This window comes from Streptomyces sp. NPDC055013, assembly GCF_053608645.1.
In genome coordinates this window covers 96,506-121,418 of record NZ_JBSGVW010000009.1, presented here as the reverse complement: position 1 = coordinate 121,418, position 24,913 = coordinate 96,506, and the positions used below count along the sequence as shown (strand labels likewise).

Here is a 24,913-nt window from a genome sequence, read left to right as displayed (position 1 = left end):
TTCCGGTAATCGTTACTGGCACGTAACTTACCGACGGGTTACTTGCGGTAAGGGGCCGCGGTTACCGTCGGGTCACTTTGCACTGACACGAGTGAGGAGTGACCCGTGGGACACCATCGCAAGGCCCTGCGTACGACCGCCGTGGGCGCCGTCTCCGCGACTCTGATCGCCGGTAGCGCCCTCGGGCTCGCCCCAGCCGCCCAAGCCGCCCCGAACAGCGTCCGCTTCGTCGACATCACCGGCGACGGCGGCACCACCCTCAAGGCGAACGTCGTCACGCCGGCCGGCGCCGACGGCACGCGCCGCTACCCGCTGCTCGTCATGCCCACGAGCTGGGGACTGCCCCAGGTCGAGTATTTCGCGCAGGCCCAGAAGCTCGCGAACTCGGGCTACATCGTGGTCAGTTACAACGTGCGCGGCTTCTGGCAGTCGGGCGGCGAGATAGAAGTGGCGGGCCCGCCCGACATAGCCGACGCGTCCAAGGTGATCGACTGGGCGCTCGCCAACACCCCGTCCGACGCCCAGCACATCGGCATGGCGGGCGTCTCGTACGGCGCCGGCATCAGCCTCCTGGCCGCCGCGCACGACAAGCGGGTCAGGGCGGTCGCCGCCCTCAGCGGCTGGGCCGACCTCATCGGCTCGATCTACGGCGGCCGCACCCAGCATGTCCAGGCCGCCGGACTGCTGGACGGCGCGGGCCTGGTCACCGGCCGCCAGAGCGCCGAACTCCGGCAGATCTTCGACGACTTCTACGCTTCCGACCTGTCCAGGGAACAGGACATCATCAACTGGGGGAAGAAACGTTCGGCCGCAACATACGTGGATCAACTCAACAAGAGCGGGGCCGCGGTCATGATGGCCAACGCCTGGGGCGACACCATCTTCCCGCCCAACCAGTACGCGGACTTCTACGAGAAGCTGACCGGCCCCAAGCGCCTGGCGTTCCGCCCGGGCGACCACGCGACCGCCGAGCTGACGGGCCTGTTCGGCCTGCCCAACGACGTGTGGACGGACACCGAGCGCTGGTTCGACCACTACCTCAAGGGCGAGAACAACGGCATCAACCGCGAGCTGCCGGTCCAGCTCAAGTCCCGTTCCGCGGGGGGCTACGAGGGCTACCCGGACTGGAAGTCGGTCGGCGCGACGAACAAGAAGATCGCCCTCGGCGGCAGCACCACGATCCGCACGAACGTCAACTCGGGCGCGGACGGCGGAGTCGTCTTCCTGTCCAGCATCCTCGACCAGGTGGCCCAGCTGCCCCCGATGGCCTCGATCCCGCTGCTCCCCCGGCTCTGGGCGGGTGTGTGGCAGTCCGAGAAGTACGCCACGACCCAACGCGTGCGCGGCACGGCGAAGTTGCACACCACCGTCACACCTACCAAGGAGAGCGGCACCCTCGTCGCCTATCTGTACGACGTGGGCCCGCTCGGCCTCGGCAAGCTGGTCAGCAACGCGCCGTACACCTTCCACGGACGTACGCCCGGAAAGCCGTTCGGCGTCGACCTGGAGCTGTACTCCACGGCCTACGACGTCCCGGCAGGGCACCGGCTGGCCCTGGTCGTCGACACGGTCGACCCGCTCTACATCGAGCACAACCCGTCCGGCGCGCGGCTGACCTTCTCCTCACCGGCGAACGACCCGTCGTACGTGTCGATTCCACTGCGCGAGCAGTGATCTCCGGCCGGCGCCGGGCGGGTATGGCTCTGTAACTGCTGCCCCCTGCTGCCCCTGTTGCTAGGGGCCGTGGGGGGAACCCCACCCGGCAGCAGCGTCCCTGGTCGCGGACGAGGTCACCACCACGACTTCGGGGACGGACGGAACATCGTAGTCGAGGTCGGACGCGGAGGGGGTTGCGGTGTCCACAAACGCCGTTCGTCTCGGCATGGGTCGTACGTACTCCCCGCTCAGTGATGGAGGATCTTCGACAGGAAGTCCCGGGCGCGCTCGCTGCTGGGGTTGGTGAAGAACTCCTCGGGGCTGCGGTCCTCGACGATGCGGCCGTCGGCCATGAACACGACGCGGTTGGCGGCCGAGCGGGCGAAGCCCATCTCATGGGTGACGACGATCATCGTCATGCCGTCCTCGGCGAGTTGGCGCATGACCTCGAGGACCTCGTTGATCATCTCGGGGTCGAGCGCGGAGGTCGGCTCGTCGAACAGCATCACCTTGGGCCCCATCGCCAGGGCCCGGGCGATGGCCACGCGCTGCTGCTGGCCGCCGGAGAGCTGCGCGGGGTACTTGTCCGCCTGGTCGGCCACGCCGACGCGCTCCAGGAGCTCATGGGAGCGCTTGTCGGCCTCGTCCTTCTTGCGCCCGCGGACCTTGACCTGGCCCAGTGAGACGTTCTGCAGGACCGTCTTGTGGGCGAAGAGGTTGAAGGACTGGAAGACCATGCCGACTTCGGCGCGCAGCCGGGCGAGCGCCTTTCCCTCGGCGGGCAGCGGCTGCCCGTCGAGCTTGATCGTGCCTGATTGAACGGTCTCCAGTCGGTTGACGGCCCGGCACAGCGTCGACTTCCCCGATCCCGAGGGGCCGATGACCACGACCACCTCCCCCTTGCCGACGGTGAGGCTGATGTCCTGCAGGACATGCAGGTCCCCGAAGTACTTGTTGACGTCACGCAGCTCGATCAGTGGATCGCCAGCCATGCCCAGCCCCAGTCACTCTCAGCTGTGTAGCGGTTTCCGCAAACTATCCGGGCAAGAGTGGACTTAATGCACGACACGCACTTTTCGGGCATAAGCCGTATTTACGCCGAACTTATGTCGAACTGCAGGCCAGAGCCTTACGCTTCCGCGACTTCCGCGTACAGCTGCGACAGCTCGGGCACACCGCTCGCGGCCCACTCCTGTCCCGAGGCTACGACATCGAACTCACGGCCGGACGCGAGTCTTACGACCGGCTGACCGTCCGGCCGGATCTTCCAGGCGGCTCCGGGCACGGTGCGCACGATGACGGTGCCGAGATAGAGGCCGGCGTCGTTGCCCAGCCAGGGCAGGATCTCCTCGTCCTCCCGCCAGCGTGGCACCAACTGGTCGACCGCCTCCAACGAGGCCTTGGTGTCGTCGAGTTCGACCCCGGCCCGGGACGCGTGGGAGCGCAGGAGTTCACATTCGGCAAGGAGTTCGGCGATGCCCTCGGGGTCGGGGGCGCCGCGCTTCTCGCGCCGGCTGCCCAGAAAAGGGATCTTCATACGCCCAGCGTGTCATTCGTCCCGCCGAACGCACCACAGGCGCGCTGGCCGCCGATTCCGGTCGAGTTCACGCCGAGTTCGGGCATGGCGCGTTGACGGGTCACGTGCGCCTCTCTAACTTCTCGGTGCGTCTTGCGTCTCGTCCGAACATCTCAACCGAGCCTGTCGTCCGAGTGTCGCGCCTGAACGTCTCGCCTGAACTTGTCATGCGCAGTCATACGCAGTCCTGAGCGGTCGTGAACGGGAGGAGTCGGAGTTGCGCCGACGTGTGTGGAGTTCCGCGGTCGTCCTCGCTGTCTTCGCGGTCCTGGTGCCGGGGGTCTCCGCACAGGCCGCCCCCGAGCGCAGAGCCGGGCCGCTCCCGCTGGAGCGGCTCTTCGACAACACGGCCGTCAGCAACGACGCCCGGCCCGCGGAGGCGGACTTCGACGGGTCGGGCGGCTCGCTGTCCGCACAGGCCCTCGCAGCCGCCGGCTGGACACCCGGCCGGGCGCTGACCGTGCAGGGAGCCCGGCTGACCTGGCCGAAGCGGAAGCCGGGCGAGGCCGACAACGTCCTGGCGGCCGGACAGGACGTGAAGGTGCAGGGGCGGGGCGACGCCCTCGCGTTCCTCGTGGCGGGCACGGACGGCTTCGCCGTCGGCGGCGCGGGAACGGTGTCGTACGCCGGCGGCGCCCGGTCGACCTACCACCTGACCGCCCCCGACTGGCGCACCGGCCCGCTCGCCACCAAGGCGGTGGCCCTGTCCCACATCAACACGCCGAACGGCCAACTCGCCGAGCGGGCGCGGCTGTACGTGATCACCGTGCCGATCCTCGCGGGGCGCGAGGTGGCGTCCGTACGGCTGCCGAAGGCGACCGGACTGCATGTGTTCGCGCTGGCGGTACGGGCCCCGGCCACCGGCTGGACGGGGAGTTGGGCGGCCGCGACGGGCGGCTATCCGACCGTGGGACCGTGGACCGACCGGACGCTGCGCCTGGTGGTGCACACCTCGGCGGGCGGGCCGCGGGTGCGGCTGCGGTTCGACAACACCTTCGCGGCGGCGCCGGTGCGGATCGGCAGGGCCACGGTGGCGGTGCAGGCGTCCGGCGCGGCGGCGAAGGGCACACCGGTCCGGGTGCTCTTCCGGGGTGCGGCGGGCGTCGAGATCCCGGCCGGGGCACAGGCGTACAGCGATCCGCTCGGGTTCCAGGTGCCCGCGGACAGCAATCTGCTGGTGAGCTTCCATCTGCCCGGGACCGTGCCGGCCGCGCCGGTGCACCGGCTGGCGCAGCAGCGGTCGTACGTGAGCGCACCGGGCGACCACACGGCGGACGTCTCCGCATCGGCCTACCCCACCGTCCTGACCAGTTGGTCGCTGCTGACCGGTGTCGACGTGAGCGGCGGGCCGGGGTCCGTGGTGCTGCTCGGAGACTCGATCACCGACGGCGAGAAGTCCACGACGGACGCCAACCGGCGGTGGCCGAATGTGCTGGCCACACGGCTGCTGAACCAGAATGTGGTCCCGCGCTACGGGGTGCTCAACCAGGGAATCTCCGGCAACCGTGTGGTCTCCGACCGGTATCCCGGTGACGGGGTCTCCACGGACACGGCCGGGGTCAGCGCCTTGTACCGGTTCGACCGGGATGTGCTGGCCCAGACGTCGGCGCGTACGGCGGTGGTGTTCGAGGGCATCAACGACGTGCGCTGGGGCACGACCGCGGAGCAGGTCATCGCCGAGCTGCGCGCGATCGCGGACCGGGGGCATGCCCGGGGCCTGCGGATGCTGGCCGCGACGATCCTGCCGTGCGAGGGAGAGGTGCGGTGCACGGCCGCCGTCGACGCCGAACGGGTCGAGGTGAACCAGTGGATCCGCTCCGGCGCCGTGTTCGACGGTGTGCTCGACTTCGACGCGGTGGCACGGGACCCCGCACGGCCGTCCCGGCTGCTGCCCGCGTACGACAGCGGGGACTACCTGCATCCCGGGGACGCGGGGCTCGCCGCGCTGGCCCGGTCGGTGGATCTGCGGGCGCTGGTGCGGTGAGGTCATACGGCGTCACGGTGGCCGTTCGGGGGCTCTGCCCCGGAACCCCCATATCGGCCTGAACGGCCTCGTCCGCAACCGCCGGACAGGCTGAAGAGCGCCGCCCTACACGTCGAGATCCACCACAACCGGCGCGTGGTCCGAGGCGCCCTTGCCCTTGCGCTCCTCGCGGTCCACGTACGAGTCGGTGACCGCCTTGGCGAACGGCTCGTTGCCGTACACCAGGTCGATGCGCATGCCCCGGTTCTTGGGGAAGCAGAGCTGGCGGTAGTCCCAGTACGTGTACGGGTGGTCGTACTTGAGGGGGCGCGGGACCACGTCGGACAGGCCGGACTCGCGCAGGGAGGCGAGGGCGGCGCGCTCGGCGGGGGTGACGTGGGTGAGGCCCTCGAAGGCGGCCACGTCGTAGACGTCGTCGTCCGTCGGCGCCACGTTGTAGTCGCCCATCACCGCGAACGGGCGGCTGCCGCCCGCGTCGCCGGCGACGGCCGCCTTGAGGGCCTCGAACCACTGGAGCTTGTAGGCGTAGTGGGGGTGGTCCACCTCACGGCCGTTCGGCACGTACACCGACCAGACGCGGATCGGGCCGCAGGTCGCGGAGATGGCGCGGGGCTCGACGACGTCGTCGAAGCCGGGGTCGCCGGGCAGGCCCTTGACGACGTCCTTGAGGCCTATGCGGGAGAGCACCGCCACGCCGTTCCACCGGCCGGTCGCGTTGACCGCCGCCTCGTAGCCGAGGTCGCGCAGCGGGTCGAACGGGAACTGGTCCTCGGCGACCTTGGCCTCCTGGAGGCACAGCACATCGGTGCCGCTGCTCTCCAGCCAGGCCAGGAGCCTCGGCAGGCGGGCGGTGATCGAGTTCACGTTCCAGGTCGCGATGCGCATGCCTGACAACCTACCGGGCGGGACTGACAACCCGACCCCGCCCGAGGTGGCCCCGCTCACACGTCCGCCGAGTCCCCCGGCGTCAGACGCAGGTGCTCCGCGCCGCCGAGGCCGCCGATCTGGCGGTCGTAGATCGGCCTGGCCAGGTCGGTGAGCAGGGCGTCGTGGATGTCGTAGGCGCGCTGCGGCTTGACCTCGCGGACGTAGTCGATGACCTCCGCGATCTTGTTCCAGGGGGCCATGACCGGCAGCATCAGCGTCTCCACCGGGCGGTCGGGAACGGTGAGGGCGTCGCCGGGGTGGAAGACCTTGCCGCCGTCGACGAGATAGCCGACGTTGGTGATGCGCGGGATGTCCGGGTGGATGACGGCGTGCAGTTCGCCGTGGACCTGGACGTCGAAGCCGGCGGCGGTGAAGGTGTCGCCGTGGCCGACGGTGTGCACACGGCCCGGGAACGCCGCCGCGATCTGCTCCGCGACGGAGCCGAGCGTCCAGATCCCGGCGGCCGGGTTGGCCTCCATGGCCGCCCGCAGCCGCCCCTCGTCGAAGTGATCGGGGTGCTCGTGCGTGACGAGGATCGCATCCGCGCCGAGCGCGGCGTCCTCCTCGCTGAATCCGCCGGGATCGAGAACCAGCGTCTGCCCGTTCTTCTCGAGCCGGACGCAGGCGTGCGACTTCTTCGTGAGCTTCATGGCTCCATCCTGACGCGCGCCTGTTGCGGATGCCCGCACCCGCGAAGGCCGACCACCGCGGGTCCTCACTCCTGCGGAGTGGTCTCTTCCCTGATGACCTGCTGGGCGACCTTGAAGGCGGTGTTCGCCGCCGGCACACCGCAGTAGACGGCCGCCTGCAGCAGCACTTCCTTGATCTCGTCCGGCGTGAGGCCGTTGCGCAGGGCGGCGCGGGTGTGGAAGGCGAGTTCGTCCATGTGGCCGCCCGCGACCAGGGCGGTGAGGGTGACACAGCTGCGGGAGCGCCGGTCGAGCCCGGGTCTGTCCCAGATCTCACCCCAGGCGTACCGCGTGATGAACTCCTGGAAGTCCCCCGAGAACTCGTCCGCCTGAGCCAGCGCCCGGTCGACATGCGCGTCACCGAGCACCTCACGACGGACCTTGATCCCCGCGTCGTACGGGTCCGGCCGTCCCGTCGTCTGCGGTACCACGACGGCCGGGGCTATCTCGGCGACGGGCGCGGGTTGTGCGGGCGGGGCGGCCAGGACCGGCTTGACGGGGGCGGCGACGATGGCCATCTGGCCGGTCGTGGAGTCGTAGGCGGGCTGCCAGGCGGTGGAGAAGTGCCGGACCAGCAGGTCGGTCACGGCGGCGGGCTGCTCGACCGGCACGAGGTGGGAGGCGCCGGGCACGACGGCGAGGCGGGCGTCCGGTATGCCGGCGACCAGAGTGCGGGCCTCTGCGGGGCCGGTGACCTGGTCGTCCGAGCCGACGAGGACGAGCGTGGGCACCGCGACGCCGCCGAGCTGCGACCGTACGTCGAAGGAGGCGAGCGCCTCGCAGGCGGCGATGTAGCAGCCGGGGTCGGTGGTGCGCACCATCTGCACGGCCCACTCCGTGATGGCGGGCTGCGCGGCGGCGAAACCGGAGGTGAACCAGCGGTCGGGCGAGGTGCGGGCGATGGGGTCGAGGCCGTTCGTGCGCACGATCACGCCCCGCTGGCGGAACTCGTCCGCCGTGCCGAACCGGGGAGAGGCCGCGATCAGCGCGAGCGAGGCGATGCGCTCCGGGTGGCGCAGGGCGAGTTCGATGCCGAGTGCGCCGCCGAGGGCACAGCCCGCGTAACCGAAACGCTGCACGCCGAGTCCGTCGAGGGTGGCGAGCAGCCGGTCGGCGAGTTCGGCCACGGAGCCCGCCGGGTACGCGGGCGCGCCGCCGTGTCCCGGCAGGTCGAACCGGAACACCCGCCATTGCTGGGTCAGCTCGGGGACCTGCCGGTCCCACATGTGCCAGGTGGTGCCGAGCGAGGGGCCGAGGATGAGGACGGGGGCGTCTTCCGGGCCGTCGAAGCGGTACTGGAGGGCTGGGGTCTTCGTCTCACTCACTGCTCCACGCTAACCGCCCTTTCCGAGCGCCGGGCCCCTGGGCCCCAGGTCCTCACACCTGACTCCCTCACATCAGCGAAGAACTCTCACACGGCCTTCACGGGATGCCGGTCCAAAACGGGTCAGTCTTCCGCCGAGGCACCGAGACCCGTCAGGGCGCCGACCGGGTCGAGGTCGGGGGTGCCACGGGGCCACCAGTCGTCGTGTCCCGGCTCCGATTCGTACGGGTACCACAGGCCGTCCCGGCCGAGGCGGAGCTGGACATGGCCGCGGGGGTGGGTGAGGTGGTTGCGCCACGGGCGGAAGGCGGGGAGGTCGGCGGCGAGCAGGAGCGGGCGGGCGCGGTCGAAACGGCCGGCCGGCGGATCCCAGGGTTCCTCGAGCACGGAGAGCCCTTCGAGGCCGCCCTGACGCCAGGCGGCGACCGCGCGGGCCAGCGCGGCCGGGGTGCGGTCGGCGGCGGCGGACAGGGAGGAGTACAGGGCGCGGGTACCGGCGGTGAGGCCGGACCCGGGACGGGCGGCGGCGAGCCGGACCGCGTCCTGCCACAGCGTCAGTTCGGCCACCGGATCGCGGCCGGTACCGAGGAGGGCGTGTGCCCGGGCGGCCGCGTCGGTCGCCAGCTGGTCCAGCGCGAACGGGTCCGGGCCGCCCGGGGCCGCCGGATAGACGGGCGGTTGCTCAGGGTGCGTGGGCACGGGCAACGGCGGGGGCAGCGGCGGGAGTTGGCGGCTCGGGGCCAGGGCATCGGTGGCCCGTACGCCCGCCGGTGGGGCCGGTTCCTTCTCCTGTGCGGCGCGGGCCGCGCGGGCGGCGTTGCGGCGGGACAGGGCGTCGAGCAGGGCGCGTTCGCCCCGGCCGCGCAGCAGGAGCAGTACGAAGGGGTCGGCGTCCAGCAGGCGTGCGGTCTGGTAGCAGAGGGCGGCGGCGTGTTTGCAGGGGTGGCCGCGGTCGGGGCAACTGCAATGGGGGTCGAGGTCACCGGGCCCCGGCAACAGCGGCACCTCGCAGTCGGCGAGGGACTGGGGCATCTCCTTGTCCAGCAACGCCGCGATGTGCCCCGGCCGTTCGGCCACGGCGTCCAGGAACCGCGCCCAGTCGGCTTCCTCCAGCGTCCGCAGCCTCACCTGCACGCGGTACGGCCGCGGACGGCTGCCTCGCACATACGCCAGTACGAGCCCCGGCGTCACGGTGATGGCATCGACGTGGCCCTCCTGGGCGTAACCGCGGCCGCGGGCCAGCCGCTTGGTGTCGAGCGCGCCTTCCTCCAGGGCGGTCACCCAGGCGTTGCCCCACCAGGTCTCGGCAAAACGGGCGTCGTCCGCCGGGCGGGACGCGAAGGCGGGGAACGTGCGCCGGAGTTCACCGTCCCGGCCGGGGGCGGCCATGGAGCGGGGGACTTGAGGGGTGGCCGCAACGGGGGCGGCGGCGGGTCCAGGCGCGGTGCCGTTGTCGGGGTCGGGGTCGGGGTCGGCCGGTGAGGGATCGCTGCCGGAGCGGGCCACGGGCGGTTCGGGTGAGTCCCCCTCCGGGTGAGCTGGGCCTGGCGGGGTCGAAGGGGAGGCCGAGATGCGGTTCGCGGGCATCTTCCGCCGCTGTGCCGTCGGATCCGGCATCGCGCCCACGCCCGAGCCGTCCTCGTCGGGCGAGTCCGCGGGCGGCATCTGGAAGGCACCCGCGAGCCAGCGCCGTACCTCACGGGCACGTTGATTCTCGGTCCCGCCGGCCGGGCTCCGTCGGCCCTCGGCGCCGGTGGGTGCGGATCGTCGCGATCGACGCGGGCCCTGGGCCGCCCGGTCGGCTTCCTCCGACTGGGCCCGCCGCCTCTCCCCCAGCGCGGCGCGCAGCGCTGCCCGGGCGGCATCCGCCGGACGCGACCCCCCTGGCCCGGTCTCGATGCCGAGCACGCGCGATGCGGACTCCGACGCGGTTCGCGAGCGGTCCCCGTCCTCACCGGAGGCGAGGGGCGCGGCAGGTCGCGCCACGGGACCGTCACCGTCCGACGCCTCGGGAGCGTCCGCGGAGGCGTCCGGGACGTCCGACGCGTCCGGGACGTCGGAAGAGGACCCCACCTGGCTCGAGTTCGCCCCTGAGCCCCCCTCCCCCCGCCGTTCCCGCGCGGCCCGCAACGCCCGGCGCGCAAGGTCCGCGGGCCGGGGCACGGTCTCCTCGTCGCGAGGCAGCTCATCCGGTCGCCCCGGCTGCGCCTGCCGGGTCAACTCGTCCTGGCGGCTCAACTCGTCGTGCCGGCGCAACTCGTCCTGCCGTCGCGACTCATCCTGCCGACCCAACCCGTCCTGCCGTCGCGACTCGTCGTGCTGGCGCGACTCGCCGTGGCGGCACAACTCGTCCTGCCGACCCAACCCGTCCTGCCGACCCAACCCGTCCTGCCGTCGCGACTCGTCGTGCTGGCACGACTCGCCGTGGCGGCACAACTCGTCCTGCCGTCGCGACTCGTCCTGCCGACCCAACCCGTCCTGCCGACCCAACCCGTCCTGCCGACCCAACCCGTCCTGCCGGCTCAACTCGTCGTGCTGGCACGACTCGCCGTGGCGGCTCAACTCGTCCTGCTGGCTCAACTCATCCTGCCGACCCAACCCGTCCTGCCGGCTCAACTCGTCCCGCCGACCCAGCCCGTCCAGTCGGCGCGACGCATCCCGCCGACCCGGCCCGTCCTGGCGGCCCTGCTCGTTGCCCCCGCTCTCCACCCCCGTCATGACTCCCTCCGCAAGGACACGAGGTCGGACAGCTCGCGGGCCGTCAGTTCCGTGAGGGCCGATTCGCCGGTGCCGAGGATGGCGTCGGCCAGGGCGCGCTTGGATTCGAGCATCTCGGCGATGCGGTCCTCGACCGTGCCCTCGGTGATGAGGCGGTGGACCTGGACGGGCTGGGTCTGGCCGATGCGGTAGGCGCGGTCGGTGGCCTGTTCCTCGACGGCCGGGTTCCACCAGCGGTCGAAGTGGACGACGTGGCCCGCGCGGGTCAGGTTCAGGCCGGTGCCCGCCGCCTTCAGGGACAGGACCAGGACCGGCGTCTCGCCGCTCTGGAAGCGGTCGACCATGCGTTCACGGTCCGGGACCGGCGTGCCGCCGTGGAGCAGGTCCACCGGGACGGCCCGGGCGGCGAGGTGGGAGGCGATCAGGCGGGCCATCCCGACGTACTGCGTGAACACCAACGCCGAGCCGTCCTCGGCCAGCAGGGTGTCCAACAGTTCGTCCAGCAGCGTCAGCTTGCCGGAGCGTGCGGCCAGGCGGTCCCCCGTCGCCGCCTCGGCCTCCTTGAGGTAGAGGGCCGGGTGGTCGCAGATCTGCTTCAGGGACGTCAGCAGCTTCAGGACCAGGCCCTTGCGCGCCATGCCCTCCGCCGTCTCGATGACGTACATCGACTCACGCACCACCGCCTCGTACAGCGCCGCCTGTTCACGGGTGAGCGGGACCGGGTGGTCCGTCTCGGTCTTGGGCGGCAGCTCCGGGACGATCCCGGGGTCGGACTTCTTGCGGCGCAGCAGGAAGGGCCGGACCAGGCGGGCCAGCCGGTCCACGGCCTCCTCGTCCTCGCCGTTCTCCACCGCGCGGGCGTGCCGGGCACGGAAGGACTTCAGGGGACCGAGCAGGCCGGGAGTCGTCCAGTCGAGCAGGGCCCAGAGCTCGGAGAGGTTGTTCTCGACCGGTGTGCCGGTCAACGCCACGCGCGCGGGTGTCGGGATGGTGCGCAGGGCCCTCGCCGTGGCCGAGTAGGGGTTCTTCACATGCTGCGCCTCGTCGGCGACGACCATGCCCCAGGTCTGCTGGGCCAGCGTCGGCGCCGCCGACCGCATCGTGCCGTACGTCGTGAGGACGAAGCCGCCGTCCATGTCCGCCAGGGTGCGCTCCGGGCCGTGGAAGCGGCGCACGGGGACGCCCGGCGCGAAACGGGTGATCTCCCGTTGCCAGTTGCCCAGCAGCGAGGCCGGGCAGACGACGAGGGTCGGGGCCGTCCGCGCGCGTTTCAGATGCAGGGCGATGACCGTGATGGTCTTGCCGAGTCCCATGTCGTCGGCCAGGCAGCCGCCGAGTCCGAGGGACGTCATGAGGTCCAGCCAGGCCAGGCCCCGGAGTTGGTAGTCCCGCAGCGTCGCCCGCAGTCCCGGCGGCGGTTCGGCCGGGTGTACCCCCGACGTCAGTCGGTCGCGCAGGGCGGCCAGGGCGCCGACCGGTACCGCCTCGACCGTCTCGCCGTCGACCTCCGCGCTGCCGGTGAGGGCGACGGACAGCGCGTCGACGGGGTCGAGCAGGCCCAGTTCGCGCTTGCGGGCCTTGCGGACGAGGGCCGGGTCGACCAGCACCCAGCTGTCCCGCAGCCGGACGACCGGGCGGTGCGCCTCTGCGAGAGCGTCCATCTCGGCCTCGCTGAGCGGGTCGCCGCCGATCGCCAACTGCCAGCGGAACTGGAGGAGTTCCTCGCTCTCGAAGAACCCGGTGCCGTCGGTCGCCGAGCCCGGCGCGGGTCGTACGACCGCGGCGGCGCTCAGGTCCTGGGCCAGGTCCCGGGGCCAGTGCACCGCCACTCCGGCCGCCGCCAGGCGGGTCGTCGCCACGCCGAGCAGGTCGCCCAACTCCTCGTCGGACAGGGCCAGCACGTCGGGCACGTCCTGCTCGGACAGCCGGTCGAGCGGGGCCCACACCCGGGCCGCCCGCCGCACCGCAAGCGCCGCGTCCACGCGCGCACGTGGCCCGAAGGCGGCGTCCGCCTCCCCCGACCACAGGGCGGCCGCGTCGGCCACCAGGGTGGGGTCGGCGAGGCTGTGCACCTGGACGATCGCCGCACCCGCGCTCCGTACGCCGTCGTCCCGGTCGTCGAAGAGGTCGTACGCCGAGAGGTCCAGCCGCAGCGAGACCCGCACGCCCGCGTCCATGCCGGCGGCGACCTCGGCCGCCCAGTCGTGGGCGGCGGGCAGCCGCTGGGCCTCGCGCGCGGCGAAGGGCTTGCCCGAGGCGTGCGGCGCGGCGGGGGTGCGGGGCAGGGTGTCCGCGACGGCGTCGAGGAAGGCGCGCATCAGCGCCTCGGGTTCGGGCAGGCGCAGCGGACCAGGGCCGGGCAGCGGGACCGCGTGGCCCTCGGACGGCAGGGCTGCGGCGACCGCCCGCAGGTGCGCGATGTCGTCCGGGTCGAGAGGTCCGGCCCGCCAGGCGTCGTGACCGGTGGGCGTCAGGCCCGGCAGCAGCCGACCGCGCGCGGTGAGGCGCAGCGCGTGCAGCGCGGCCGCGCCCCAGCAGGCCGTGGCGGGGTGGGCGGCCGGGTCGCGCCGGGCCCGCACGAGCAGCGGCAGCGCCTCGCCGAGCGGCAAGGACAGGGCGGGGGTGGTCCTGCGGCGGATTCCGGTCCCATGGCGTCGTACGACGGTGAGCTCGGTGTCCTCGGCGGGCAGCGGGCCGCCGTCCGGATCCCAGAAGGCGATCCGCCCCTCGCGCGGCAGTTCCGCGGGGATGAAGACGGCCGCGAGGCGGACGGGGACGGCTCCGCCCGACCGCTCGGCCACCGTAATGTCGCCGCCGTGCGCGAGCCTGTCGCTCATACGTCCTGTCACCTCCCGCCCATGAGTCGGATCAGCCGTCTCCGACTCTACGGGCGGGGTCTGACAATCGGCCCCGGCGATCGGCCGGGGCGATCGGCCGGGGCGATCAGTTCGGGCGATCGGTCCGGGCCGCGACTTCATGGAGTCGTCGACGGGATCATCAAGGGGTGGTGCGCGAGACGACGTACACGAACGGATTGTCCGGGTCGGACATGTTCACGACGATGTCCTGCGTCGGTGCCGGGTTCTTCTGCTTGTGGACGAGGCCGTACCAGGGTCCGGGACGCTTGAAGTCCCAGCCGGTGATCTTCTGGTCGCGGGCGCTGATGGTGATGGCGTCCGGCTTGAGGTCGCCCCGGCTGACGCCCACGGTCTTCAGGAACCAGTCCAGGTTCCAGTCGGGCGTCTGGAACTGGACGTAGAGGCGGCTGGTCCGCCAGTTGTTCGTCTCGTAGTAGGCGACCTTGCCCGACGGGTCCGGCACCGGGATCTGGTAGAGCCGGCGCTGGACCTTCGACGGCCAGCCCTCGGTGAGGCCGGTCGCCGAGTACTTCTCCTCCTTGTCCTTGCCGCTGTCGCGGCTCTGGTTGGCGGAGATCATGAGGTAACCGGCCGGCACGCCGATGAGCAGCACGATGATGAGCAGGGTGAGTGCCCTGCGCCGGATCTTGTGGCGGCGGTCCTCGGTCGGCTGCTGCTCGTCCGGGGAGTCGGCCTGGCGGGGTACGGACATGGTCACGCCGACCCCTGCGACGCTCGGCGGGCCTCGGCGAACCGCGCATAGCGCTCGTACCGTTCGACCCGGCGGCGGTTGGCGCGCCGGAAGCGGCGGGCGACCAGGCGGGCCAGGTCGGCCGCGCCGACCATGCCGGCCTCGGGGCCGAGCTGGGCGCGGGTGATCCGGGCCTCGGGGCGGTAGCCGCGGCCGGTGAGGTGGCGCTTGAAGGCGTCCCGCGCGGGGCCGATCAGCAGGTCGTCCGCGGCCGACACACCGCCGCCGATCACGAAGCAGGAGGGGTCCAGGGCGGCCGCGAGGTTGGCGATGCCGACGCCGAGCCACTGGCCGATGTCCTGGAGCAGCTCGGTACACATGGCGTCGCCCTCGCGGGCCAGCTCGGTGATCATCGGGCCGGTGATGTCGCCGATGTTGCCCTTGACGTGCTCGATGATCCCGTACGCCACCGGCGAGTCGGCGGCGGCCAGCTCGCGCGCCTCCCTGACCAGTGCGTTGCCGGAGCTGTACTGCTCCCAGCAGCCGCGGTTGCCGCACGGGCAGCGGTGGCCGCCGGGCACGACCTGCATATGGCCGAACTCGCCGGCGACGCCGTACTTGCCGCGCTTGACCTGACCGTCCTCCAGGATCGCGCCGCCGATGCCGGTGCCCAGCGTGATCATGACGAGGTGGTCCTCGCCCCGGCCGGCGCCGAAGCGCCACTCGGCCCAGGCGGCGGCGTTGGCGTCGTTGTCGACCAGCACGGGGACGGCGAGCCGCCCGGCGAGGCGGTCCCTGAGGGGCTCGTTGCGCCAGGACAGGTGGGGTGCGAACAGGACGCGGTTGCGGTCGGCGTCGACCCAGCCGGCCGCGCCGATGCCGACGGCGTGCACGTCGTGCCGGTCGGACAGGTCAAGGACCAGTTCGACGATGGTGTCCTCGACGACCTTGGGGCTCTTGGACTTGTCCGGGGTCTCCGCGCGGAGCTTCTCCAGGATGTTCCCGTCGGCGTCCACGACGCCCGCCATCACCTTGGTGCCGCCGATGTCGATCCCGACAGTGGGCACGCGGGGTGCGGTCAGGTGCGAACGGCGCTCCCGCGAACCGGCCGTGCGGAGCACGGGGGCTCGCCGGGAGCCGATGGGGGCGGTGAAGTCGCGGTAGGTGCTCATCAGGCCCGATTCTGCCGCACGCTCACGCTGGGTGCCGAACGGGGCGACAAAGGGGGGCACACGTCACAGCAAATTGTCCGGACATTGCGACCAGTCCAGCCCTCGGCCACCCCCGCTCAGGACCGTACGACCGCGGCACTCACGGCCGGACGAGCAACTGGAACTCGAAGGAGTACCGGCTCGGGCGATAGGTGTGGGTGCCGTATTCGACCGCTCGGCCCGTGTCGTCGAAGGTCACGCGCTGCATGGTGAGCAACGGGGCGCCCTCCTCCTCGGCGAGCCGCTCGGCTTCGGCGCCGGTGGCGGCGCGCGCGCCGATGGTCTGGCGGGCGCTGTGCAGCGTGATGCCGGCGGCCCTCATCAGCCGGTACAGGCCGGTGGACTCCAGCTGTGCGGTGTCCAGGTCGATCAGGGCGGGCGGCAGGAAGTTGCACAGGTACGCCATCGGCTCGCCGTGTGCCAGCCGCAGCCGCTCGATCCGGTGCACGTCGCTGTCCTCGGCCACTCCGAGCGCCGCCGCGACCTCGGCGGACGCCGGGACGACGGTGTTGACGATCACCTTGGTCGCCGGGCGCTGGCCGGCCGACTCCAGGTCGTCATAGAGGCTGCTGAGCTCCAGCGGGCGCTTGACCTGGCTGTGCACGACCTGTGTGCCGACGCCCCGGCGGCGCACCAGCAGACCCTTGTCGACCAGCGACTGGATGGCCTGGCGGACGGTCGGCCGGGACAGGCCGAGGCGTGCGGCGAGTTCGATCTCATTGCCCAGCAGGCTGCCGGGCGTGAGCGCTCCGTGCTCGATCGCGGCCTCGAGCTGCTGGGACAGCTGGAAGTACAAAGGCACCGGACTGCTCCGGTCCACACTGAGCTCGAGTTCCACGGTCGGGTCCACTTCTGGTTTCGGCACGGGCCGAGCGTAGCTCTACGCGTTGTTGACGGGAAGTCGTGTAGTTCGATTGTCCGGACATACGCATTGACAGCCTACGCACCGAACCCCCACTTTGTTTCCATGCGCATCGGGGTCATCGGTACGGGCCGCATCGGCACCATTCACGCCAACACGCTCAGTCGTCACCGCGACGTCGGCTCCCTGATCCTCACGGACGCGGACGGCACGCGGGCGCAGGAGCTGGCGCGTCGGCTCGGCGAGACGGCGGCGCCGGGCGTGGACGAGATCTTCAGGTGGGGCGTGGACGCGGTGGTGATCACGACCGCGACCTCGGCCCACGCCGAACTGATCGGTCGGGCAGCACGGGCGGGCCTTCCGGTCTTCTGCGAGAAGCCCATCGCGCTCGATCTGCCGGGCACCCTGACCGCGATCGAGGAGGTGGAGACGGCCGGGACGGTTCTGCACATGGGCTTCCAGCGCCGCTTCGACGCCGGGTACGCGGGCGCACGCGAGGCGGTACGGTCCGGGCGGCTCGGGCGCCTGCACACCGTACGGGCGCTGACCAGTGACCAGGCGCCGCCGCCGGTCGCGTGGCTGCCGCTGTCCGGCGGGCTGTACCGGGACACGCTGATCCACGACTTCGACGTACTGCGCTGGGTGACCGGGCGCGAGATCGCCGACGTGTACGCGGCCGGCTCGGACGCCGGGCCGGTGATGTTCCGTGAGGCCGGCGACGTCGACACGGCCGCGGTGGTGCTCACCCTCGACGACGGCACGCTCGCCACCGCCACGGCGACCCGGCTGAACGGCGCCGGGTACGACGTGCGCATGGAGCTGGCCGGCGAGCTGGACCAGATCGTGGTCGGGCTGGACGACCGGACCCCGATCGCGTCCACCGAGCCGACCGGGCCGCCCGCCGCGGACAAGCCGTGGTCGGGGTTCCTGGAGCGGTTCGGACCCGCGTACGAGGCGGAGCTGAACGCGTTCGTGGACGTGGTGCGCGGGGAGCGGGCCAACCCCTGCGACGGGCGGGAGGCCCTGCAGGCGCTGCGGATCGCCGAGGCGTGCGAGCTGTCGAGACGCGAGCGAAGACCGGTCGCGCTCGGGGAGATTCCGGGCGGGACCCCGGCGACGGCCATGTGACCGGCCCCGGGCTCGCAAACCCTTCGCCGGCCCGCCCACTACCAGCGGACCGGCAGACTACGCATCCCCCGCATCAGCATCCCCGGCAGCCACTCCCCGGGCGGACCGTCGAGTGCCAGGCCGGGAGCGCGCTCCAGCAGGGTCCGGATCGCCGTGCGGGCCTCCAGGCGGGCCAGGGGGGCGCCCAGGCAGTAGTGGATGCCGTGGCCGAAGGCGACGTGGGCGCGGGCGTCGCGGCGGATGTCGAAGGTGTCGGGAGTGGCATAGCGACCCGCGTCCCGGTTGGCCGCGGTCAGGCCGACCATCACCGGATCGCCCTTCTCGATGTGGATGCCGGCGATCTCCAGCGGCTCGGTGGCATACCGGAACGTCGCCGTCTCCACCGGGCCCTCGTGGCGCAGCATCTCCTCGACAGCACCGTCGAGGAGAGTCATGTCGGCGCGCAGGGCCGCGAGTTGATCGGGGTGGGTGAGCAGCGCGTGCACACCGCTGGTGATCAGGTTGACGGTCGTCTCGTGGCCGGCAATCAGCAGGATGAAGGCCATCCCCCGCAGTTCGTCCGGGGAGAGCCGGTCGCCGTCCTCGGCCGTGGTGCGGATCAGGTCGCTCAGCAGGTCGCCGCTGTGTCCGGCGCACCTCTTGTCCTCGATCAGGTCGGTGAAGTACTCGCCGAGGCGGCCGAAGGCCTCGACCTCCTTGCCGGGGCTGGTGGGCGCGACCGACTCGGTCGACATCTCGCGGAACGCCACGCGGTCCATCTCGGGCACGCCGAGCAGTTCGCAGATGACGGTGAGCGGCAGCGGATAGGCGAGGGACTCCACGAGGTCGGCGCGGCCCCGGGGCAGCATGGCGTCGAGCAGTTCGTCGGTGATCTGCTGGATCCTCGGCCGCAGCTCCTCCACGCGGCGCATGGTGAACGCGCGCGAGATGAGGCTGCGCAGCCGGGTGTGCTGGGGCGGATCGGCGTCCAGCAGGTTCTTCCCGATCTTCTCCTCGTCGAGCGACTTCATGCCGATCTTGGCGCCGTCCTTGGACAGCCGCTCGTCGGCGAGCGCCGCGCGCGCCTCCTTGTGTCCGACGACGAGCCACACCTCTGACTGCCAGTCGGGCAGCCGGACCCGGTGGACCGGGCCCCGCTCACGCAGGCGGGCGTACACCGGATGCGGGTTCTCGCGAAACCGCGGTCCGAACTCCCCCAGATCGATCACTTCCGTCATGACAATCCCCCTCCCACACTTCGCCAACGCGTGGGAGCCCGCCCTAGTGCCCGTCGTCCTCGACTTCCTCCAGAAGTCCCGCGTCGTACGCCAACAGGGCGATCTGCACACGGTTGTTGAGGTCCAGTTTGGCCAGGACGCGGGAGACATGGGTCTTGACGGTGGCGACGCTCATGAAGAGCTCCGCGGCGATGTCGGCGTTGGACAGCCCCCGGCCCACCGCGACGGCGACCTCGCGCTCGCGGTCGTTGAGGCCGGTGAGCCGCTCACGCGCGCGTGAGCGGCGGGTGTCGGCGGCGGTGCCGGCCGCGTGGGCCATCAACTGGCGTGTGACGGTGGGCGACAGGACCGGATCGCCGGCCGCGACCCGGCGCACCGCGTCGACGATCTCGGCGGGCGGCGTGTCCTTGAGCACGAAACCGGCGGCGCCCGCGCGCAGGGCGCGCAGCACCTGATCGTCGGCGTGGAAGGTGGTCAGCAGCACCACCTGCGGCGCGTCCTTCCTGCTGCGCAGCCGCTCCGTGGCGGTGAGTCCGTCGACCGACGGCATCCGGATGTCCATCAGGACCACGTCCGGCCGGGAGCGGTCGACCAGTGCCTCGACCTCGGAGCCGTCGGCCGCCTCACCGACGATCTCGATGTCGTCGGCGCCGCCCAGCATGAAGGACAGCCCGGCCCTGACCAACGGGTCGTCGTCGACGAGGAGGAGTCTGATCGCAGTCATGTGCCTTACGTAATCACGGTTGTACGGCGTGGAGGGGCCGGACGGCGTGCGGTTCCCGCCAGGAACACGGCACACGTGCGTGGCGCGCGGGCACCTCACGCGCGCGTGCACCCCTTGCTGCCCCGCTCACAACGGCGCACACCGGGGCGGCCGTTGAGCACCAGGCCCGGATACCGCCGGCCCTCACCCCCACGGCAGCCGGGCCCGCACCTCGAACCCGCCGTCCGCGGTGGGCCCGTGCTCCAGCCGGCCACCCGTCAGCGTGGCTCGTTCCGTCAGTCCGATCAGGCCCTGTCCGGAGCCGGGTACGTGCGGCACCTCACCTTCGGGCGCCGGGTTGCGCACCGAAACGGAGAGGCCCTCGCCGGGTGCGCCGGTCACCGTCACCGTCACCTCCGTGCCGGGGGCGTGCTTGCGGGCGTTGGTCAGGCCTTCCTGGGCGATGCGGTAGGCGGTGCGGCCGACGGAGGAGGGAACGGCTGCGGGATCGGTGACCCGCTGGTCGAGGGTGACCTTCATGCCGGCCTCGCGGGACTCGGTGGCCAGCGCCTCCAGCGCCGCGAGGGTCGGCTGCGGCCGGCCGGAGTCGTCGGGCTCGGCGGCCCGCAGCACGCCGATGATCTCCCGCAGGTCCTGCAAGGCCTCGTGGGCGCTCTCCCGGATGACGCCCGCCGCCCGCGCGATCTCCTCGCGGGGCGCGTCGGGCCGGAACTCCAGGGCACCCGCGTGCACGCTGAGCAGCGTCAGCCGGTGCGCGAGGACGTCGTGCATCTCCCGGGCGATGGCCTCGCGGGCCAGCCGCTGCGCCTGCTCGGCCCGCAGCCGCGCCTCGTTCTCGGCGCGCCGGGCCCGGTCGCGCAGGCTCAGCAGGAGCTGGCGCTTGGACCGCGCGAGCATGCCCCAGCCGACCACCGCGCCGGTCAGCAACGACGCCAGAGCGACGGACCAGGGGTACGACAGGTCGGGCTCGGGGCGGAACAGGAAGTACACCGGGTTCAGCACCACGTAGGTCCCGGCCACCCAGGCCACATACCGGAAGGGCCGGTGCACGGCGAGCGTGAACAGGGCGACCAGGCTGGCGCCGCCCGCGGTGCTCGACAGGAGGGCGGCGGGGACCATCACGGCTGCGAACCCGACCGGCCAGCGGCGGCGCAGCCACACCGCGGCGCAGGAGAGCGCGCCGACCAGCTGGTCGAAGACGGCGTACCCGGCGGGCAGGTTCTCGTCCTTCATCGTGTCCGCGGCCACCAGACCGATGATCACGGCAAGCAGGAAGCAGGAGAAGTCGACCAACCAGTCCCGCGCGGTGCGCCGGGGCCGCCCGGGACGCTCGGGGTCGGGGTCGAACTCCTTGATCAGGGCGGAGGGCAGCAGCCAGCGCCGCCCCGCGAATGCCTGGGGTGCGGGCACCTGCTTGTCACCACTCACGGTCGACAAATCTACGCAGTGCCGGGTCCCGGCGCGCCCCCGTGGGCGGGAGCGACGACCAAAGTCGCGGCATCGACGACCTTGGTTGCGGCGGTCCGTCCGGAACGGGGACTTCCGTCGGCCATGGCTCGCCCCGCGGCCGATTGGCGTGGGGGGTCCGCGGGGCGAGAGTCATGGCATGAAGCAGTTGCTGGAGTTCCTGGGAGTCATCGCCCTGGCGCAGGGCGTCATGGGCCTGCTGAACGAGTTCACCGACTGGGACTGGGGTCTCGTACACGGGCTCGACTTCCTCGACGGCTTCGAGATCTACGCGAGCGTCGCCCTGCTCGTGCTGGCGGTCGCGCTGTTCGCGGCCGCCGAGAGCCGGAAGTCCGGATGAACGCGGACCGGACCTCCGGCCGGTGGCACCGTTCCTCGGCGCCGGCTGTGACCGTGGGGGGTCAGCAGCCGTAGTTGATCAGGGCGAACGACTCGTAGTGGTCGGCCGTGTAGTAGTCCTCCTGGTTCTCCTCACCGGTGACGATCCGGCGGGCTCCGCGGTTGGAGGACCCGGGCGTGATGACCGTGTACTCGTGGTAGTAGCCGGTCGACTGGCTCGGCAGGATGCCTTCCCGGTTCTGGAAGACGGTGCCGTCCTGGTCGTACGGGAAGGGGCCACCCTGCTCGATCAGGTCGAGCGTGTCGTGCGCCTGCGACGGCAGGTTGTTGTAGCAGATGCTGCCGACCGCGGCGGCCGCCGGCGTGGCAGTGACGGTGCCGCCGACGAGAAGGGCCGACAGGACGGCGGCCGCGGCGCCGATGCGAGTGATTCGTGGGGGGAATCTCATGGCTTCATGATGACGCGCGTAGACAGTGGCATGTCAATGTCAAGGCGGAGATTTTCCCGGCAAGTCCGATGAGTTTTCGGGAAGTTAACGTGCGCCCCGGTGTCCTCACCCGATCTCCACGAGGAGGTCGGGTGAGGACACCGCAGGCGGCTGATCAGGCCTCCTCGGGGAGTCCGAACGTGCCGTACTCGGGCCGACCGGCCAGGTCGTAGGAGTTGATGGCGACACCGGTGCTCGTGACACTGCCGCCGCTGTGCTTGAACGCGGTGGGCACGGCGCCCTCCGTGAACAGGCGGTGGCCCGTGCCGAGCACGACCGGGAAGGTCAGCAGGTGGAGGGTGTCGACGAGGCCGAGGGCCAGCAGCGACCTGACGAGGGCGCCGCTGCCGTGGACCTGCACCTCGCCGTCGACGCGCTCCTTGACGGCGGTGACCTCCTTGGCGAGGTCTCCGGTCAGCACGGTGGTGCCGGCCCACCCGGGGTCGGTCAGCGTGGCGGACGGGACGTACTTCGGCAGGGCGTTCAGCTTGGACGAGACCGGGTCGGCCGGGTCGGTCACCTTCGGCCAGAACGCGGCGAAGATGTCGTACGTGCGGCGTCCGAGGAGGAAGGCGGCCGGGCGGTCGAAGACGCCGTTCATGAACTCGCCGAAGTCGTCGTCGGCGTACGGAAAGCTCCAGCCGCCGTGCTCGAAGCCGCCGCGGGTGTCCTCCTCCGGGCCGCCGGGCGCCTGGTAGACGCCGTCGAGCGTGACGAAGAGGGTGGAAACGAGCTTGCCCATGAGGAGTGCCTCTTTTCCGGTTTCCGGTTTTCCGGGGCGCGATCTGGTTCCGGTCTGCCGGGGCGAGATCTGCTGTCATCACCTCAGACCCCGCCGGCACCCGCAACTCATCGCCGGACCGTGTTCCGCCGAGCCTTGCCCCCCGGCACCTCGGTGTCCGTTCGCCGCCAGCACTTCGGCCCGTGCGGCGCTGGGATGGACTCATGACAACCACGCATGCACCCCTGACAACCACTTACGAAACCCTGCACGGCAAGGTCGCCCTGGTCACCGGCGCCGGCCGGGGCATCGGCGCCGCCACGGCGCTGCGGCTCGCCCGGGACGGCGCGGACGTCGCCGTGACCTACGTGAATGGCAAGGAGGCCGCAGAGGAGGTCGTACGGGCCGTCGAGGCGCTGGGACGGCGGGCCGTGGCCCTGCGGGCGGACTCCGCGGACGCGGCCGAGGCGGCGGGCGCCGTGGAGCGCACCGTGGAGGAGCTCGGCGGCCTGGACGTGCTGGTGAACAACGCCGGCGTCGGCGTCCTGGGTCCGCTGGAGGGCCTGTCGCTCGCGGACGTGGACCGGGTCCTCGCGGTGAACGTCCGGGGCGTCTTCCTGACCTCCCAGGCGGCGGCCGCCCGGATGGGTGCCGGGGGCCGGATCATCACGATCGGCTCCTGCATGGTCCAGCGGGTGCCGGGCCCCGGCGGGACGCTCTACGCGACCAGCAAGTCGGCACTGATCGGCCTGACGAAGGCCCTGGCACGCGAGCTGGGCCCGCGCGGCATCACGGCGAACGTCATCCACCCGGGTCCCATCGACACCGACATGAACCCGGCCGACGGCCCCTACGCATCCGACCAGGCGGCGCTGACCGCCCTGGGCCGCTTCGGCACGGCCGACGAGGTGGCGTCGATGGTCGCGTACCTGGCGGGGGCGGACTACGTGACGGGTACGGAGTTCGCGGTGGACGGCGGCCACGCGGCCTGAATCGTGTCCGCAAAGTCCCGGCGTTCGCCCGGAGGGCGGGCCCGCGGCGTCTGGTGCGGCGAGAGCGCGTGCCAGGCGTCGCGTGCCAGGCGGGACTTTGCGGACACGGCCGCGCTCCTGCGGTGGGCCCGGCCTCCCCGGGCCGGACCCACGACCGCGCTCGGGCTCTGGCGCACCGGTGTCGGAGTTCCGGTGCGCCGGCGGCGTCAGCCGCCCAGCTCCTGGTGCCGGGCGGCCAGGCCTGCCGTGCCCTGCTCCGTCAGCGAGCCGTGCAGCCGCAGTCGGGAGATGCCGCCGTCCGGGAATATGTCCACGCGCGCGTGCGTGCCCACGGCGGGGTTCGGCAGGACGAAACGGTGGTTCGTGTCGGGCTGGAGGCGGGTGCGCGGCAGGATCTCCGTCCACGCACCGTCCTCGCCGTCCTTCACCGAGACCGAGGCCCAGCCGGCGCTGTTGCCCTTCAGGTACGCCGTGTCTATCTCGATCGCGCGGATCTGGGACTGGGCGACGAGGCGGTAGCGGATCCAGTCGTTGCCCTGGTCGCGGCGGCGGCGCGTCTCCCAGCCGTCGTCCATCTTGCGGGAGCGGCCCGGCTGGATGGTGTTCGTGGCGGGCGAGTAGAAGAGGTTGGAGGCGTCCTCGACCTGGCCGCCGTTCTCCAGGGCGACGACGTCGAGGGTGCCGAGCACCTCCAGCCACTGCGGATCCGGCGCCACCTCGCCGTACACGCGCAGGCGCGCGATGCCGCCGTCGGGGTGCTGGTTGACGCGCAGGTGGGTGAAGCGCTGCTCGACGTCGATGGCGAAACCGTTCGCCGCATGCCCGCCCACCGGCGTGCGCGGCACCAGCGTCGTCCACTTCACGTCGTCCGCCAGCAGTTCCTGCGGCGACGGCGAACCCGGCACCGAGGTGGCCTCGATGGACACCGCCTGCGGATAGTTGCCGCGGAAGTGGGCCGTGTCGACGACGATCCCGCGGATCACGCCGGGCGCGCCGAGGCGCACCAGCGCCCAGTCGTGGTCCTCGGCCGTCGGCCACGGGTGCTCGGCGGAGGCACCGCGCCGCCGCCGGGTCTCCCAGCCGTCCATGATCTTGCCCTTGTGCCCGAAGTGCTCGGGGTCGAACTCGGCCCGCTCGGGCAGCAGAAGGTTCTCGCGCTGGGCGAAGAACTCGTCGTTGGCGGCGATGACACCGGCGCCCAGCCCTCGGTCGGCGAGGTTGGCGTACTGGGTGAACGGGAAGTCGGCGGTGCGGTGGTCGGCGTAGGGGTCGCCGCCGCCGTAGGGATTCGCGTCGCCGGTGAAGCTGGCCAAACCGGATTGATGCTGCGCCGTCACGGTG

General features: G+C 71.8%; 21 protein-coding genes. 5 read left to right on the top strand and 16 right to left on the bottom strand.

What is annotated here, in order from left to right:
* Positions 1–105: 105 nt before the first annotated feature.
* Complete coding sequence (locus tag ACWGDB_RS14265; RefSeq protein WP_453822696.1) at positions 106–1,674, top strand: CocE/NonD family hydrolase; 1,569 nt, start codon at positions 106–108, stop codon at positions 1,672–1,674.
* A gap of 230 nt (positions 1,675–1,904) precedes the next feature.
* On the opposite strand, the gene ACWGDB_RS14260 is transcribed toward ACWGDB_RS14265, so the two are convergent.
* Entirely contained in the window at positions 1,905–2,648 is a 744-nt protein-coding gene (locus ACWGDB_RS14260) for an amino acid ABC transporter ATP-binding protein (protein WP_453822695.1), read from the bottom strand.
* Between the two features lie 137 nt (positions 2,649–2,785).
* Positions 2,786–3,193, bottom strand: coding sequence for a DUF6278 family protein (locus tag ACWGDB_RS14255; RefSeq protein ID WP_453822694.1), 408 nt, complete (start codon positions 3,191–3,193; stop codon positions 2,786–2,788).
* A gap of 256 nt (positions 3,194–3,449) precedes the next feature.
* On the opposite strand from ACWGDB_RS14255, the gene ACWGDB_RS14250 reads away from it, so the two are divergent.
* Positions 3,450–5,216 (top strand): SGNH/GDSL hydrolase family protein, encoded by a 1,767-nt coding sequence (locus ACWGDB_RS14250; RefSeq protein ID WP_453822693.1) that lies wholly within the window; start codon positions 3,450–3,452, stop codon positions 5,214–5,216.
* A gap of 105 nt (positions 5,217–5,321) precedes the next feature.
* Here ACWGDB_RS14250 and ACWGDB_RS14245 read toward each other — a convergent pair whose 3' ends face one another.
* The 8 genes from ACWGDB_RS14245 to ACWGDB_RS14210 form a co-directional block, all read right to left on the bottom strand.
* Entirely contained in the window at positions 5,322–6,101 is a 780-nt protein-coding gene (locus ACWGDB_RS14245) for an exodeoxyribonuclease III (protein ID WP_453822692.1), read from the bottom strand.
* Between the two features lie 56 nt (positions 6,102–6,157).
* The gene (locus tag ACWGDB_RS14240) at positions 6,158–6,793 is read right to left on the bottom strand and encodes an MBL fold metallo-hydrolase (protein ID WP_453822691.1); all 636 of its coding nucleotides are present in this window, start codon (positions 6,791–6,793) and stop codon (positions 6,158–6,160) included.
* Between the two features lie 65 nt (positions 6,794–6,858).
* Positions 6,859–8,157: a bifunctional 3-oxoadipate enol-lactonase/4-carboxymuconolactone decarboxylase PcaDC gene (gene pcaDC, locus ACWGDB_RS14235; RefSeq protein WP_453822690.1), complete on the bottom strand. Its 1,299-nt coding sequence runs from the start codon at positions 8,155–8,157 to the stop codon at positions 6,859–6,861.
* A gap of 122 nt (positions 8,158–8,279) precedes the next feature.
* The gene (locus tag ACWGDB_RS14230) at positions 8,280–10,286 is read right to left on the bottom strand and encodes an SWIM zinc finger family protein (RefSeq protein ID WP_453822819.1); all 2,007 of its coding nucleotides are present in this window, start codon (positions 10,284–10,286) and stop codon (positions 8,280–8,282) included.
* A 584-nt stretch (positions 10,287–10,870) separates the two neighbouring features.
* Positions 10,871–13,711, bottom strand: coding sequence for an SNF2-related protein (locus ACWGDB_RS14225; protein WP_453822689.1), 2,841 nt, complete (start codon positions 13,709–13,711; stop codon positions 10,871–10,873).
* 160 nt (positions 13,712–13,871) lie between these two features.
* Complete coding sequence (locus ACWGDB_RS14220) at positions 13,872–14,450, bottom strand: sugar kinase (protein WP_453822688.1); 579 nt, start codon at positions 14,448–14,450, stop codon at positions 13,872–13,874.
* Entirely contained in the window at positions 14,447–15,595 is a 1,149-nt protein-coding gene (locus tag ACWGDB_RS14215) for an ROK family glucokinase (RefSeq protein WP_453822687.1), read from the bottom strand. The genes ACWGDB_RS14220 and ACWGDB_RS14215 overlap by 4 nt, the downstream gene beginning before the upstream one ends.
* A gap of 139 nt (positions 15,596–15,734) precedes the next feature.
* A complete protein-coding gene (locus ACWGDB_RS14210) occupies positions 15,735–16,472 on the bottom strand; it encodes a GntR family transcriptional regulator (protein ID WP_362381993.1) in 738 nt (245 codons plus the stop codon).
* A 129-nt stretch (positions 16,473–16,601) separates the two neighbouring features.
* Here ACWGDB_RS14210 and ACWGDB_RS14205 point away from each other — a divergent pair, with 129 nt between their 5' ends.
* Positions 16,602–17,624 carry a Gfo/Idh/MocA family protein gene (locus ACWGDB_RS14205; protein ID WP_383609611.1) on the top strand — a complete coding sequence of 341 codons (1,023 nt, stop codon included), beginning with the start codon at positions 16,602–16,604 and terminating at the stop codon, positions 17,622–17,624.
* Between the two features lie 38 nt (positions 17,625–17,662).
* Here the strand turns inward: ACWGDB_RS14205 and ACWGDB_RS14200 are convergent, their stop codons facing one another.
* The 3 genes from ACWGDB_RS14200 to ACWGDB_RS14190 all read right to left on the bottom strand — a co-directional run bounded on the left by ACWGDB_RS14200 (position 17,663) and on the right by ACWGDB_RS14190 (position 21,002).
* Entirely contained in the window at positions 17,663–18,841 is a 1,179-nt protein-coding gene (locus ACWGDB_RS14200; RefSeq protein WP_453822686.1) for a cytochrome P450 family protein, read from the bottom strand.
* Positions 18,842–18,884: 43 nt separating this feature from the next.
* Positions 18,885–19,565 (bottom strand): response regulator transcription factor, encoded by a 681-nt coding sequence (locus ACWGDB_RS14195; protein WP_453822685.1) that lies wholly within the window; start codon positions 19,563–19,565, stop codon positions 18,885–18,887.
* A gap of 183 nt (positions 19,566–19,748) precedes the next feature.
* Positions 19,749–21,002: a sensor histidine kinase gene (locus tag ACWGDB_RS14190; RefSeq protein WP_383609603.1), complete on the bottom strand. Its 1,254-nt coding sequence runs from the start codon at positions 21,000–21,002 to the stop codon at positions 19,749–19,751.
* Between the two features lie 169 nt (positions 21,003–21,171).
* Here ACWGDB_RS14190 and ACWGDB_RS14185 point away from each other — a divergent pair, with 169 nt between their 5' ends.
* Positions 21,172–21,372, top strand: coding sequence for a hypothetical protein (locus ACWGDB_RS14185; protein WP_383609600.1), 201 nt, complete (start codon positions 21,172–21,174; stop codon positions 21,370–21,372).
* Positions 21,373–21,433: 61 nt separating this feature from the next.
* Here the strand turns inward: ACWGDB_RS14185 and ACWGDB_RS14180 are convergent, their stop codons facing one another.
* The gene (locus tag ACWGDB_RS14180) at positions 21,434–21,820 is read right to left on the bottom strand and encodes a ribonuclease domain-containing protein (protein WP_383609597.1); all 387 of its coding nucleotides are present in this window, start codon (positions 21,818–21,820) and stop codon (positions 21,434–21,436) included.
* Positions 21,821–21,974: 154 nt separating this feature from the next.
* Positions 21,975–22,601 (bottom strand): dihydrofolate reductase family protein, encoded by a 627-nt coding sequence (locus ACWGDB_RS14175; protein ID WP_453822684.1) that lies wholly within the window; start codon positions 22,599–22,601, stop codon positions 21,975–21,977.
* Between the two features lie 203 nt (positions 22,602–22,804).
* Here ACWGDB_RS14175 and ACWGDB_RS14170 point away from each other — a divergent pair, with 203 nt between their 5' ends.
* A complete protein-coding gene (locus ACWGDB_RS14170; RefSeq protein ID WP_453822683.1) occupies positions 22,805–23,572 on the top strand; it encodes an SDR family oxidoreductase in 768 nt (255 codons plus the stop codon).
* A 206-nt stretch (positions 23,573–23,778) separates the two neighbouring features.
* Here the strand turns inward: ACWGDB_RS14170 and alc are convergent, their stop codons facing one another.
* Positions 23,779–24,909: an allantoicase gene (gene alc / locus ACWGDB_RS14165; protein ID WP_453822682.1), complete on the bottom strand. Its 1,131-nt coding sequence runs from the start codon at positions 24,907–24,909 to the stop codon at positions 23,779–23,781.
* Positions 24,910–24,913 lie beyond the last annotated feature (4 nt).

Bases quoted from the DNA above. Each gene is read 5' to 3' on its own strand.
- ACWGDB_RS14260 (WP_453822695.1), bottom strand. From the start codon at position 2,648: ATGGCTGGCGATCCACTGATCGAGCTGCGTGACGTCAACAAGTACTTC.
- ACWGDB_RS14255 (WP_453822694.1), bottom strand. From the start codon at position 3,193: ATGAAGATCCCTTTTCTGGGCAGCCGGCGCGAGAAGCGCGGCGCCCCC.
- ACWGDB_RS14245 (WP_453822692.1), bottom strand. From the start codon at position 6,101: ATGCGCATCGCGACCTGGAACGTGAACTCGATCACCGCCCGCCTGCCG.
- ACWGDB_RS14240 (WP_453822691.1), bottom strand. From the start codon at position 6,793: ATGAAGCTCACGAAGAAGTCGCACGCCTGCGTCCGGCTCGAGAAGAAC.
- ACWGDB_RS14225 (WP_453822689.1), bottom strand. From the start codon at position 13,711: ATGAGCGACAGGCTCGCGCACGGCGGCGACATTACGGTGGCCGAGCGG.
- ACWGDB_RS14215 (WP_453822687.1), bottom strand. From the start codon at position 15,595: ATGAGCACCTACCGCGACTTCACCGCCCCCATCGGCTCCCGGCGAGCC.
- ACWGDB_RS14205 (WP_383609611.1), top strand. From the start codon at position 16,602: ATGCGCATCGGGGTCATCGGTACGGGCCGCATCGGCACCATTCACGCC.
- ACWGDB_RS14200 (WP_453822686.1), bottom strand. From the start codon at position 18,841: ATGACGGAAGTGATCGATCTGGGGGAGTTCGGACCGCGGTTTCGCGAG.
- ACWGDB_RS14195 (WP_453822685.1), bottom strand. From the start codon at position 19,565: ATGACTGCGATCAGACTCCTCCTCGTCGACGACGACCCGTTGGTCAGG.
- ACWGDB_RS14185 (WP_383609600.1), top strand. From the start codon at position 21,172: ATGAAGCAGTTGCTGGAGTTCCTGGGAGTCATCGCCCTGGCGCAGGGC.
- ACWGDB_RS14180 (WP_383609597.1), bottom strand. From the start codon at position 21,820: ATGAGATTCCCCCCACGAATCACTCGCATCGGCGCCGCGGCCGCCGTC.
- ACWGDB_RS14175 (WP_453822684.1), bottom strand. From the start codon at position 22,601: ATGGGCAAGCTCGTTTCCACCCTCTTCGTCACGCTCGACGGCGTCTAC.
- ACWGDB_RS14170 (WP_453822683.1), top strand. From the start codon at position 22,805: ATGACAACCACGCATGCACCCCTGACAACCACTTACGAAACCCTGCAC.